The sequence below is a fragment of the Bacillus sp. EAC genome, assembly GCF_002156875.1.
Lineage (GTDB): Bacteria > Bacillota > Bacilli > Bacillales > Bacillaceae_G > Gottfriedia.
Genome location: NZ_NCSY01000001.1, coordinates 449,656 through 462,488 on the forward strand (window position 1 = coordinate 449,656; position 12,833 = coordinate 462,488).

General features: G+C 31.6%; 12 protein-coding genes. 5 read left to right on the forward strand and 7 right to left on the reverse strand.

Annotated features, from left to right (window positions below):
• Positions 1–108: 108 nt before the first annotated feature.
• Together B7R65_RS02035 and B7R65_RS02040 are read left to right on the forward strand one after the other, a co-directional pair.
• A complete protein-coding gene (locus tag B7R65_RS02035; RefSeq protein ID WP_256941123.1) occupies positions 109–759 on the forward strand; it encodes a trimeric intracellular cation channel family protein in 651 nt (216 codons plus the stop codon).
• Between the two features lie 124 nt (positions 760–883).
• Positions 884–1,840, forward strand: coding sequence for a magnesium transporter CorA family protein (locus B7R65_RS02040; RefSeq protein WP_088041079.1), 957 nt, complete (start codon positions 884–886; stop codon positions 1,838–1,840).
• 27 nt (positions 1,841–1,867) lie between these two features.
• On the opposite strand, the gene spoVK is transcribed toward B7R65_RS02040, so the two are convergent.
• Positions 1,868–2,815, reverse strand: coding sequence for a stage V sporulation protein K (gene spoVK, locus B7R65_RS02045; RefSeq protein ID WP_088041080.1), 948 nt, complete (start codon positions 2,813–2,815; stop codon positions 1,868–1,870).
• A 227-nt stretch (positions 2,816–3,042) separates the two neighbouring features.
• Here spoVK and B7R65_RS02050 point away from each other — a divergent pair, with 227 nt between their 5' ends.
• On the forward strand, positions 3,043–4,044 hold the full coding sequence (locus tag B7R65_RS02050; RefSeq protein WP_088041081.1) for a tyrosine-type recombinase/integrase: 1,002 nt from the start codon (positions 3,043–3,045) through the stop codon (positions 4,042–4,044).
• Between the two features lie 71 nt (positions 4,045–4,115).
• On the opposite strand, the gene B7R65_RS02055 is transcribed toward B7R65_RS02050, so the two are convergent.
• The 3 genes from B7R65_RS02055 to miaA form a co-directional block, all read right to left on the reverse strand.
• On the reverse strand, positions 4,116–4,730 hold the full coding sequence (locus tag B7R65_RS02055) for an FMN-binding negative transcriptional regulator (protein ID WP_088041082.1): 615 nt from the start codon (positions 4,728–4,730) through the stop codon (positions 4,116–4,118).
• Between the two features lie 230 nt (positions 4,731–4,960).
• On the reverse strand, positions 4,961–5,182 hold the full coding sequence (gene hfq / locus B7R65_RS02060; RefSeq protein WP_056470298.1) for an RNA chaperone Hfq: 222 nt from the start codon (positions 5,180–5,182) through the stop codon (positions 4,961–4,963).
• A 23-nt stretch (positions 5,183–5,205) separates the two neighbouring features.
• Positions 5,206–6,168 (reverse strand): tRNA (adenosine(37)-N6)-dimethylallyltransferase MiaA, encoded by a 963-nt coding sequence (gene miaA / locus B7R65_RS02065; protein ID WP_373419545.1) that lies wholly within the window; start codon positions 6,166–6,168, stop codon positions 5,206–5,208.
• A gap of 199 nt (positions 6,169–6,367) precedes the next feature.
• Between miaA and B7R65_RS02070 the strand changes: the two genes are divergently transcribed.
• Positions 6,368–8,224: a dihydroorotate dehydrogenase gene (locus B7R65_RS02070; RefSeq protein WP_088041084.1), complete on the forward strand. Its 1,857-nt coding sequence runs from the start codon at positions 6,368–6,370 to the stop codon at positions 8,222–8,224.
• Complete coding sequence (locus tag B7R65_RS02075) at positions 8,202–8,999, forward strand: alpha/beta hydrolase (RefSeq protein ID WP_088041085.1); 798 nt, start codon at positions 8,202–8,204, stop codon at positions 8,997–8,999. Before B7R65_RS02070 ends, B7R65_RS02075 begins: the two co-directional genes overlap by 23 nt.
• Positions 9,000–9,090: 91 nt before the next feature.
• Here the strand turns inward: B7R65_RS02075 and tdcB are convergent, their stop codons facing one another.
• From tdcB to B7R65_RS02090, 3 genes are all read right to left on the reverse strand, one after another.
• On the reverse strand, positions 9,091–10,095 hold the full coding sequence (gene tdcB, locus B7R65_RS02080; RefSeq protein ID WP_256941124.1) for a bifunctional threonine ammonia-lyase/L-serine ammonia-lyase TdcB: 1,005 nt from the start codon (positions 10,093–10,095) through the stop codon (positions 9,091–9,093).
• 154 nt (positions 10,096–10,249) lie between these two features.
• Positions 10,250–11,227, reverse strand: a complete 978-nt coding sequence (locus B7R65_RS02085) for an L-threonine 3-dehydrogenase (protein ID WP_088041086.1) — start codon at positions 11,225–11,227, stop codon at positions 10,250–10,252.
• Positions 11,228–11,281: 54 nt separating this feature from the next.
• Complete coding sequence (locus B7R65_RS02090; RefSeq protein ID WP_088041087.1) at positions 11,282–12,472, reverse strand: glycine C-acetyltransferase; 1,191 nt, start codon at positions 12,470–12,472, stop codon at positions 11,282–11,284.
• Between the last annotated feature and the right edge of the window lie 361 nt (positions 12,473–12,833).

Here is a 12,833-nt window from a genome sequence, read left to right on the forward strand (position 1 = left end):
CTATATCATTTCTCTTTATATTAATTGTTCTTTACTCTTTACCATCTCTTTATTATAATGATATCTGGACTATTTTTCATCTTTTTATTAAATCGGGGGAATTGCTTCTTGGAAACATGGGATTTATTTAGTATTATTGGGACTATTTCCTTTGCATTAAGTGGTGCAGTAGTTGCTATGGAAGAAGACTATGACTTATTTGGTGTATATATATTAGGCTTTGCAACTGCTTTCGGTGGTGGCGCATTACGTAATTTATTAATTGGCTATCCAATTAACTTTCTATGGGATCAAACAACAAATTTTACAATTGCTTTAATTGCAATGACAATTATATTTTTCTTTCCGCAATTATCTTTTAAACCATTTAAGAAGTTAGAAATTTTATTTGACTCAATTGGGTTATCTGCTTTTGCTATCTTAGGTGCAAATTATGCAATGGAATTAAAACTTCCTGTAAGTGCTGTAATAGTTGCTTCAGTTTTAACTGGAATTGGTGGGGGAATTGTTCGAGATTTACTAGCTAAAAGAAAACCCATGGTATTACACTCTGAAGTTTATGCATTCTGGGCGATCCTTGTTGGCCTATTAATTGGCAATAAATTTGTAAGTGGAAATTTTGAACAATTAATCATGTTTTTTATCATTTTTATTTTAAGATTACTATCCGTTCATTATAATTGGAGTTTGCCTAAAAGATCATTTAATGTTACTTTGGAAAAACCAAAGGATACTAACTCAACAGACTTTGTAAATTAGGCATCATACAACAACCCATCATAATCAATGATGGGTTGTTTATTTTTATAGTATAAACCGAAATACATATTTATCCTTTTTTTGCCTAAAACTACATATGTAAATTTATTAAGGGTGGGATCGGATGGAACGATATAATTTAATAAATCACACCATCGAAACCATCGATGATTTTTCTCTTCCAAATGAAGATGAAATTTTTTGGTATCATTTTAATAAACATACATTTGATTACTTATCTAAAGTAATTGATAAAATGGATATTCACCCTTTAGCAAAACACAAACTATTACATTCTGACCAACAACCTAGAGTGAATATTTTAAGAAATGAAGCAGTTTTATCACTATATGCTTTATCAGATTCTTTTAAACCAATCAAAATTAATATACTAATAGGTAAGAATTTAATTATTTCCTATATTGAGGAAAGTGAGATTAATTTATTTCATTATGTAACGAAGGAATTCATGCAAAACTTTATAAAAATTGATCGTTCTGGTTATATTCTTTATCAAATATTTCATGAAGTGATTGAAAAATTCCTTATTTCGATAGATAAATTTGCAGATGAAATCGAACAAATTGAAAGTGATTTATTTGAAGATCCTTTTAAAAAAGATTTAGACAAAAAAATATTTAATTGGAAAGTAAAATTACAAGATTTACGTCAATTAGTTGAACCACAAGTAAATGTCATATATCAAATAGTTGAAGCAGACTTTCCTTTTTTATGTGAAGATTCGGGATTTTATTTCAAAGAGTTACAAGAGAACTATGAACGTATCATAACAGCACTTGATGATTATAAAGAAAATATGTCCGGTATCATCGATCTACAGATGTCACTTAAATCTGACCGAACGAACGATATTATGAAAATTTTAACATTGATCAGTGCAATCTTTCTCCCCATGTCATTTATCGCAGGATTTTATGGGATGAACTTTGTGAATATGCCCGAATTAAAATGGAAATTCGGTTATATAGTTTGTGTTTTACTCATTACAATTATTGGAATTAGCATTTCATTTTACTTTCATATTAAGGGTTGGTGGGGAAAAAATCATAATTCCAGATAAAAGCAGCGGAGTATCTCGATTTTAGTATTAAGTAATGATATCACTTTTATCTGGAGTTACTAGGTCCTTTTCCTCAATTCTCATCAATATTTCACGATTGAAATCAGTTTCAACAACCAATCTAGTTGCTTGTGATCGTATTGATTTTTCGACAATATTTCGAACAAATCTTCCATTGCTAAAATGTTGACGATTTTCGGATTTTGCTTTTGCAATTAAATCACGTAATCGAAACTCAGCCTCTCTTGATAAAATATATTCACGGTCCACAAACATTTTTTTTGATATATCGAGTAGTTCTTTCACGTCATAATCTTGAAATGCTAGAATAAAGGGAAATCTTGATTTCAAGCCTGGATTTAAACTTAAAAAATAGTCCATTTCTGATGAATAACCAGCTAATATTAAAACAAAATCCCCATGTTTATCTTCCATGTGTTTTACTAAAGTATCAATAGCCTCTTTACCAAAGTCTTTTTCTCCACCACGTCCTAACGAATAAGCTTCATCGATAAAAAGAATTCCACCGTTTGCCTTTTTAATTAAATCTCTAGTTTTTTGAGCAGTATGTCCGATATATTCACCAACTAAATCTGCCCTTTCAGCTTCGATTAAATGTCCTTTTGAAAGTACACCCATTTTTAAAAATAATTGACCTATTATTCTAGCAACTGTTGTTTTACCTGTACCCGGATTTCCTTTAAATAACATATGTAAAACTTGTTTTTCAGCCTTCAAATTTAACTCTTCTCTTCTTTTATTAATAAAAATCCATGCGTAAATCTCATGAATCATTTTTTTAATTTCTTCCATTCCAATTAAGTGCCTTAGCTCATCTTCAATTTCAACTAATAATTCATGTTTAGGCTTCGAAACTGTCTCAATTATTGAATTCGGAGAAACTTCTCCTCTTTTCATTGTATTTAGCACAACATTTATTTGACCATTATCCTTTAAACGAATTGGTTGCTCCAAACATGAACACCTCTCTTTATTCTGACGACAAATTTTGCTCTATTCAAAATAAAATCACGAATCGTCTCATTAATACTCGTATTTTGCGCTTTCCCGAGAAATTTCCTAATTACATTTTTACTATTATATGTCCGTAATTTTAATTTCAAAACTTTATTTCTATAAAGGTGATAGATTAATTGGATAAGTTTCTAAATATTACGAATTTTAATTTGTAATTTGTTATAATGAAAAGAAAAAGAGAAGAGTTGGTTAATTTGACGTTTACAAATCTAACTTCCACTAACTTAAATGATGTCATTTTGCAATTTGCCTCTCATTTAAATAGTAAGGGTAGAAAAGATTCTACGATTAAAAGATACTGTTATGATTTAGAAGATTGTTTTAGATTTTTAAAAAAGAAAGATGTAAAGCTTCATTCTTTACAAGTCCAGGATATAAATCATTATTTTCAATATTTAGCTGTTGAACGAAATTATCACGAAAAAACTTTGCATCGTATTTATGTTGTATTGAACCAGTTTTATAAATTTTTACAACTTAAAGATTCAAGTATTCAAAACATTATTCCTTTCACTAACTATTCTGCTGGACCATCAAGAGCACTATCACCGGATGATTTTATATCAACAATTGAAGAAGAAAAATTACTACATATTGTCCAATCTACTAACGACCTTTCTGAAAAACAACTGAAGGCTCGAGAATACTTAATGGATCGAAACGATATTATGATTCGGTTAATGTTATTTTATGGTCTTTCCTTAAAGGAATTAATAGATTTACAAATGAGAGATATTAATTTCGCCTTAAATGAGTTAGTCGTTCATAGTAAAGACGGATTAAAACGAAAAATAATACTTGAAAAAGAAGATCGTATCCGTTTATATCAATATTATGTAACAATACCAGAACCTGTTAGACCTCATTATCACTCTACACATCCAATATTCGTTGCGTTTGATTTCAACCGAATGACTTTTCACTGGGTTTACGATACAGATTCACCTAAAGCATTATCCGAAATTGCATTTCAAAAAATGTTACGACTTGAAGTGAAAAGAGCTGGTCTTAGAAAGGGACTTTGCTCACAACATTTACGAAATACATATATTTTGGGGAAAATTAAAGAAGGTATGTCATTGGAGGATATTCAACAAATTGTAGGTTTAAAAACGGCCGTTTCTTTGAAAAGGTATTACCAATTTATTGATGAACAATCATATTAAAAATATTGAAGCTAAGAAATCATTTAATCTTATGATTAATGAATTTCTTAGCTCTTTGATTGTTCAGGAAATTAAAGATTTCCCTTCATAAGCTCAGCAATTTCACGCGACTGATACTTCTCCTCTTTTTGAAGAGCTGAAATAACCTTTTCTCTTCGATCAACTGAATGATTTTGACTTAATTTCTTTTTCCCTATCAATTCTGTTACCTCGATTTCTAAACAGACTATTCCTGATAATAATTTCTCAACATATTCTTGATGATCTTCATATTTCCATGGAGAAGCTTCTCCTTTTTCAAAATAATCAGTTGTATGTAGAACAATTTTTCTCATTTCATCTTTATCTTGAATCGTTTTCACTTGCCCATAAACATGGATAGCCGTATAGTTCCAAGTTGAAACCGTATTTTTCTCTTCATACCAAGATGCTGAAACATATCCATGAGGACCTTGAAATACAACTAAACATTCTTTTCCTTCAAGACTCTTCCATTGTGGATTTGGTTTTGCTAAATGTGTTATTAAGTACAATTTTTCATGATCTTTTTTAACTATAAAAGGTAAATGTGTTGCTTCAATTCGAACTTCATGATTGGTCGATAGGAGAATTCCAAAACTTAATTTCTGGATTTCTGAGATGATTCGATTTATATCGTTTTCTTTAAATTCTTTTGGAACATACATTAGATGACACCTCTCCAGTTTACATAATTATTTTATCTATAATTAAGGCCGCTCTATTAAAAACTGATCCTTTAAAAGAAGGAGATTAGCGAAAAGATTTCCGATAAACTCAAATTTTTTAAGAAGAGTATACTGTAACAAAACTTTTTCATAACAACAATCTTTTAGTGATGTGCCCAAATTAAAAGAGCACTGACCATATGATCAATGCTCTCTTTTTTCGATTTATATTACATTTCAATTTGTACGTTTTTTGAAGGTACAAACGTTGAAATTGCATGTTTATAAATTAATTGTTGTTTTCCTTCAACATCTAACAATACCGTAAAATTGTCAAAGCTTTTTACTTTCCCTTTTATTTGGAAACCATTAAGTAAAAATACTGTAACCGCTAGATTGTCTTTACGTAATTGGTTTAAGAACTGGTCTTGAATATTGATTGATGTTTTCATGTCTTTTTCCTCCTCTTCTACCTCTACATATATTTATTCGAGATTAAATAGCCCTTTCCTTCAATTAGAGCTAAAATTTCCTCATTTTTTATAGCAAAATTTTGTCCATTCATGTCAAACCAGTGAATGTTCATCTTATTTCTAAACCATGTCATTTGTCTTTTTGCATATCTCCGAGAACTTTGTTTAATTAAGTTAATCGCTTCTTCTTTCGACAAAATTCCATTAAAGTAATCATACAGCTCTTTGTAGCCAATCGCCTGCACTGATTGACAATTTTGAATGCCTTTATCAAAAAGCATTTTTGCTTCGTCAATTAACCCTTGCTGAATCATCAAATCTACACGTAAGTTAATTCGACTATACAAAAGATCCCGTTCCATTGATAATCCTATGATCTCAGCATCGTACAAATATTCTGGCTCTTTTTTAAATGCGGTTTCTGAAAACTTTTGACCTGTTAATTTAAAAACCTCAATCGCTCGAATTACTCTTCTAACATTATTCATATGTATTTGCTTAGCGCTCTCTGGATCAATTTCCTTCAACTGATTATGCAATGCTTTATTACCAAATGCCATTGCATACCCTTCAAGTTGACTACGAAGATGTTCATCCAATTCTTGTTCTGCAAATTCATACTGTGTTAATACACTTTGAATATATAGTCCTGTTCCACCAACTATTATTGGGACCTTACCTCGTTTAGTAATTTCTTGAATTTTTTCACGAGCTAGTGTTTGAAAATCTGCTACTGTAAATGAAGCTTTTGGATCAAGAAAATCAATCAAATGGTGTGGAATACCTTCTTTTTCTTCTTCTGTTACTTTTGCAGCTCCAATGTTTAACTCTTTATACACTTGTGTAGCATCACCGTTAATTACTTCACCATCTAGTGCTTTCGCTAACTCGATACTCAGTTTTGTCTTTCCTACAGCAGTAGGACCTACAATGACTATTACTTTTTGCATATTTACCATTGTAATCACTTATACGCCTTTCTATACAGCCTATTGCATACTAACAAACATCATTTTTATTGATACATAACTACCTTAGTTATACCATATTTATACAAAAAGTCCAATCAGTTGTGAGCGTTTTCACAAATATGTAAAATAATCTTTTATTTTTACTTAATTAAAAGTAAACTTGATTTAATAATTAGAAAAACGAGGTATTTCCATGCCAGATTGGTCTTATCACACACTATTTAAACCGATACTCTCAAACTTTTCATCTAGTAATTCTAGAGAGTTTATTCACAAAGGAATGAACACGGTTACTAGGATACCATTTGGGAAAAAAATGATTCGATTTTTAGGACATTTTGAAACAAACCAAAAACTAAAACAAGAAGTATTTGATTTTAGCGTAAAAAATCCGATTGGACTTTCATCCTTAATTGATCCATTTCTATCAGGTACAAATGCATTTATGAATTTAGGATTTGGCATCATTGAAATTGGCCCATTTTCAACCAACCCGTCCACTGAAACTTTAATACCAATGATTGATTTAAAAAACGATCAAGTTATTAAGTATGAACAAGTAAAAACGTTACATTTAGATGCAGCAATTAAAAAGCTATCCAAAATAGATAAATCAGTACCCATTTCAGTTAGGGTAATAGGTAATTTAAATGAATTTCAAATGATTGAATCTAAAATCGCCCCATTTGTTGATATTTTTGTCATTGATTACTCACTATACAACGAGATATACAAACATCAATTTATTCCTAAAAAGCCTATTTGCCTTTCCGTCCAACCGTATGAATTAGAAAGTGTTGTTAGTTCTATTAATAATATTTCCTATGAATCTATATTAATAGAAGAAAATCCACTTAATTCACATGAGGAAAATAAAAAAGGACTGCTTCATTTTATAAACCTATTAAAACACACTTCGTATAAAGGACCTATTTTTACGAAAGGTGGAATTATAGAACCAATTGATGCGATTGAAATACTAGATGCAGGTGCTAATTTAGTATTCCTGACTCATGGATATGTGATCAGTGGACCTGGGCTGCCTAAAAGAATAAATGAAGCACAATTAAATCAACAGCAACATGCTGATTCTATTTCCAAGGGATGGATTTGGTATTTTTTATTTGGATTCATAATGTTTTTTGGAGGACTTCTCGCATTAATTGTAAGTGTTTTCGGCACAATTCTTCCATATGATGAAAATTTCTTACATATGACTAGAGAGACAATCTTTCAATTTAATCAAAGAATCCTACTTTTTATGTCTCATGACCGAATGACTCTTTCAGGAACAATTCTATCAGGTGGAATATTATTTATGTCCCTAGCTCTATTCGGCATTCGACAAAAATTCCATTGGACAATACAAATTTCAAATAGTAGTGCCATAACAGGTTTTTTAGCTATATTTCTATTTATTGGATTCGGTTATTTTGATTGGTTGCATGCATTATTTTGGTTAATTTTGCTCCCTTTCTTCCTAATCGGATATTTCAGTACAAAGGGTTTGAATGAGAAACCTACCTCACACAACTTATTTAACAATCGTTTTTGGAAAAAGAGTTTAATAGGTCAATTATGTTTTATAATCCTAGGCTTCTCTATCGTTTTAGGAGGATTAGTCATAGCGTTTGTCGGAATAACAACTACCTTTGTTTCAACGGACTTAGACTATTTATGTATAACTCCATCACAAATCAATCAATTTAATGAACGATTAATCCCCGTCATCTCTCATGATCGAGCAGGTTTTGGAGGTGGACTCATAAGTGTAGGTCTTATTGTGTTAATGCTTTCTTTGTGGGGCTTTCGTCAAGGTGAAAAATGGATCTGGTGGACATTATTTTTAGGAAGTATACCTGCTTTTTATACAGCATTTGCAATTCATTTTATGATTGGCTATACGGATTTTATTCACCTTCTCCCACCAGTAATTGCGACTTTACTCTTAGTAATTGGATTACTTATGTCTTATCAATTTTTACATTTAAAGAATGAAACTATGATTAAATCGGAGAGTGTTGATCATGCAACAATTAAAGATATTTAAATTAAATAGTCCACAGCTACAACGTTCAAAGACAATTCGTGTTTTTTTACCAATTGATTATGAAATAAATCCTTCTAAACGTTTTGAAGTCATTTACATGCATGATGGACAAAATTTATTTGATCCTGAAACCTCTTCATTTGGTAATCATTGGAGAATTCCAGAAACTTTAAATGAATTTCAACAATCTAATGAACTTGAAGGGAAAATTGTTATAGGGATTGACTGTAGCAACGGGTTAAAGAGGTTGGATGAATATTCTCCTTGGATGAATCACGAAATTGGAAAGCATTTTAATGAAAATAGACCAGCTGGTGGAGAAGCTTTTGATTATTTAAAATTTATTGTTGAAACAGTAAAACCAACAATTGATCTAACATTTCGAACGAAGCCTGATAAGGAACATACTACCATTGCAGGTAGTTCGATGGGTGGTTTGGTGTCCTTAGTTGCAGGTTTTCTATATCCAGATATTTTTTCTAAAGTTGGTGCGTTTTCACCTTCAATTTGGTTTGCAAAAGACGACTTCTATTCGTTTATCAAAGAAAATGTTTCAAAAGTTAAATTAAGAATTTATTTAGATATTGGTACAGATGAAGGAGATACTACTGAATCAAAGATTAAATCAGTTCAAGATGCCATTGAATTAAACGATTTATTATTATCGAATGGACAAATAAGTGAACAGTTAAAATTTATTATTGATCAAAATGCCAAACATAATGAAATTGCATGGGCAAGTAGATTTCCTGGCTTTATACGTTGGATAGGATGAAACAAAAAGGCTTGAGTGAACTAAACTCAGCCTTTTTTGATTCAATCAAATTTACCAATTCTGCTGTACTCATTTTACATAATAATGAGATTTATTTTACCTCATTACCAAAGAAGTGTTCACAAACGCTAGAAATTCGTTCTAAATCTACATTTCCACCAGAAATAATTGCAACAACTTTTTTATCTCTCACATATTTTTCAGCCTTACCAGATAAAATTGCTGCTGTTGCTAATGCACCAGCACCTTCTACAACTACCTTACCTCTTTGAAGTAAATCTTTCATCGAAACTTCTAATTCTTCTTCACTTACTGTAATAATCTCTGTTACTAATTCTTTTACAATGTTAAAGGTTAGTGTCCCTGGTACCTTTACAGCACATCCATCAGCAATTGTTGGAGCAACATAATGGCTGACAATCTCTCCTGCATCGATTGAAGCCTTCATTCCATGAACATTATCTGCTTGTACACCAATTATATTTATGGATGGATTAAATGATTTTAGTGCGACTGCTATACCCGAAATGATTCCTCCCCCACCAATTGGGACGATTACTGTTTCTACATCCCAAAGATCGTCAAGAATTTCTAACCCAATAGTTCCTTGTCCAGCCATAATATAAATATCATCGAATGGATGTAAAAATGTTTCTCCAGTTTCATTTCGTATTTTCGCACAATATTCCTTCGCATCATCGAATGTTTCACCGTGTAAAATGATGTTTGATCCGTATCCTTCTGTAGCTTGAACTTTCGCTTTTGGTGCGGTTGCTGGCATGATAATTTTGCTTTTAATATGTAAAAGTCTAGACGATAATGCCACACCTTGAGCGTGGTTCCCTGCCGAACATGCAATTACTCCTTTATTCCGTTCTTCATCTGTTAAATGGGAGATTTTGTTGAAAGCCCCTCTAAATTTGAAAGAACCTGTTAACTGCATATTTTCCAGCTTCAAATAAATCTCTCCACCTGTTTTAGAAGTTAAGTAAAAAGATTTCACCAACGGAGTTTTGCGGACATTTCCATCTAATAATTGGCTTGCTGCTTTTATTTCTTTTATTGATAGTGGCAATGAATTTAAATTAAAGTTCAATCTTTACCATCCTTTTTAAATGCTTTCTTTTTACAAGTATGTATTATACCCACTATCAATAAGTTTGTATCAAACCGGTTAACAACATTCTTTTAAAATAAATAAAAAAGAAGGGACCATAATCCCTTCTTTTTCGCTTTTATTCGTATATGTTTTATGCTTTGATAACACCGTCAGTAGGTACGTTTAATTTTGTTGATAATTTGTCTAACATATCTTTCGTCATCAGGTCTAAATCAAATTTAGGATCAAATCCCCATTCTGCTTTCGCAGCAGAACAATCAATTGAATTTGGCCATGAATTTGCAATTCCTTGTCTAATTGGATCAACATTGAAATCTAAAGTAAATTCTGGGATGAACTTACGAATAGAAGCAGCAATTTGTGTAGGCTCAAATGACATTGCTGTAATATTAAATGCATTACGATGCTTTAAATTTTTTGGATCTGCTTCCATCAATTTAATAATCGCATCAATTGCATCAGGCATATACATCATGTCCATAAAAGTACCTTCGCCTATAAATGAAGTATATTTCTTTTGTTTAAGTGCCTCATAGTAAATATCTACTGCGTAGTCTGTTGTGCCTCCACCTGGAACTGTATCATATGAAATTAATCCCGGGAATCTAACACCACGAGTGTCCACGCCAAATTTCTCGAAGTAGTAATCACAAAGTAGCTCGCCTGCCACTTTTGTTACACCATACATCGTTGTTGGACGTTGAATGGTATCTTGAGGTGTATTATCTTTTGGTGTATCAGGTCCAAAAGCTCCAATTGAACTTGGAGTAAAAAACTTTAATCCTAATTCTCTTGCTACTTCAAGCGCATTAACTAATCCACCCATATTTAAATCCCAAGCTAATGTTGGTTTTGCTTCTGCCACTGCCGAAAGTAAAGCAGCTAAATGAATAAAAGTATCAACTTCATACTTTTTAGCAATTTCTAACATTTTTTCTTTATCCATTACATCTAATATTTCAAAATGTCCATCTTCAGTTATCGGACTACCTTCAATACGACGAATATCAGTAGCTACAACATTATCAATACCATAGTCTCTACGTAAACGCATTGTTAATTCAGAACCGATTTGTCCAAAACAACCCGTGATTAAAATCTTTTTCATTCCTTACTCCACCTTTAAAAATAATAAACAACATTTCAAAATAAATCTTAATGATTAGATTACGTTTAATTCGCGTCCAACTTTTTCATATATTGCTAACACATCATCTAACATTTTCTTAGTATGTGCAGCTGTTGGCATATTACGAATTCGTCCTGTTCCTAAAGGTACCGTTGGGAACACAATTGACTTCGCGTAAACGCCTTCTTCATATAAACGTTTTGAGAATTTTTGTGTCAGATTTTCATCACCAATAATACATGGAGTTATTGGAGTTTCTGAATTTCCAATATTAAAACCAAGTTTTGATAAACCTTCTTTTAGGTAATTTCCATTTTCCCATAACTTTTCAATTTTCTCTGGCTCTTCAGACATGATACGAATTGCTTCAATACATGCAGCAGCTGAAGCTGGTGTTAATGAAGTAGAGAATAAGAAAGGACGAGCACGAACTTTTAACCAATCGATTAATTGTTGTGATCCTGCCACATATCCACCAACTACTCCAACAGCTTTTGAAAGTGTTCCAATTTGGAAATCAATTTTATCAGATAAGCCAAAATGTTTAACTGTTCCTGCTCCTGCGCCCATTACACCTGAACCATGTGCATCATCAATATATGTGATTAGACCAAATTCTTCAGCGATTTTTACGATTTCAGGAATATTAGCTACATCTCCGTCCATTGAAAAGACACCATCAGCTATGTACATTACTTTCTCATATTGACCACTTGTTGTTGCTTCTTTCGCTTTTGCACGTAAATCATCCATATCTTGGTGCTTTACTCTAATTATTTTAGCACCTGATAATCTACATCCATCAATAATCGATGCATGGTTCAATTCATCTGATAAAATAGCATCTTTTTTACTCATAACAGCAGAGATTGCTCCCATGTTACAATTAAAACCAGATTGGAAAGCTATCGCTGCTTCAGTATGTTTAAACTCAGCAATCGCTCTTTCAAGCTCATCATGAATATCCATTGTTCCATTAATTGTACGAACAGCTCCAGCACCAACTCCGTACTTTTCAGTTGCATCAAGGGCAGCTTTTTTCAAACGAGGTTCCGTTGCAAATCCTAAATAATTATTTGAAGATAAATTAATAAAATTTTTGCCGTCAATCATTATATTAGCTTCATTTGATCCTTGTAACGAATTGATCTCATTATAGAGACCTTTCTCTTTTAACTCAGCTAACTGAGGAGTTAAAAACGCTTCCAATGTCTTACTTGACATAATACCAGCTCCTTAACCGATTTATTTAATTTTCGTTTAATAAAAGGAGTAGCCTCCAATTTTTTTATTTTATACTTATTCGTAAATAAATATAAAAAATTAAAGCTTAATTATTTTCTAAACTTGTGATTATGTATTGTATAGCTCATTCACAAATATATCATTAGTGAGGCGTTCCGAATATAATTATAAATCGGACAACACCCATTAGGAATACTTTTATCCAAAATTTATTCAAAAAAAATAATATTAAACTATTATAAAAATTCAAACAATTATCTTTTTATTGAAAACGCTTACCTAACAGTTTTGATTAATTAAGCTGTAAAGAATGAAAATTCTTGAAACAGTATGTATGAGA

Excerpts from the sequence above, each read along its gene's own strand:
- B7R65_RS02055 (WP_088041082.1), bottom strand. The coding sequence starts at position 4,730 with ATGTATGTTCCAAAAGAATTTAAAGAAAACGATATAAATCGAATCATC.
- B7R65_RS02075 (WP_088041085.1), top strand. The coding sequence starts at position 8,202 with ATGCAACAATTAAAGATATTTAAATTAAATAGTCCACAGCTACAACGT.
- B7R65_RS02085 (WP_088041086.1), bottom strand. The coding sequence starts at position 11,227 with ATGAAAAAGATTTTAATCACGGGTTGTTTTGGACAAATCGGTTCTGAA.
- B7R65_RS02040 (WP_088041079.1), top strand. The coding sequence starts at position 884 with ATGGAACGATATAATTTAATAAATCACACCATCGAAACCATCGATGAT.
- B7R65_RS02070 (WP_088041084.1), top strand. The coding sequence starts at position 6,368 with ATGCCAGATTGGTCTTATCACACACTATTTAAACCGATACTCTCAAAC.
- hfq (WP_056470298.1), bottom strand. The coding sequence starts at position 5,182 with ATGAAAACATCAATCAATATTCAAGACCAGTTCTTAAACCAATTACGT.
- B7R65_RS02050 (WP_088041081.1), top strand. The coding sequence starts at position 3,043 with ATGAAAAGAAAAAGAGAAGAGTTGGTTAATTTGACGTTTACAAATCTA.
- B7R65_RS02090 (WP_088041087.1), bottom strand. The coding sequence starts at position 12,472 with ATGTCAAGTAAGACATTGGAAGCGTTTTTAACTCCTCAGTTAGCTGAG.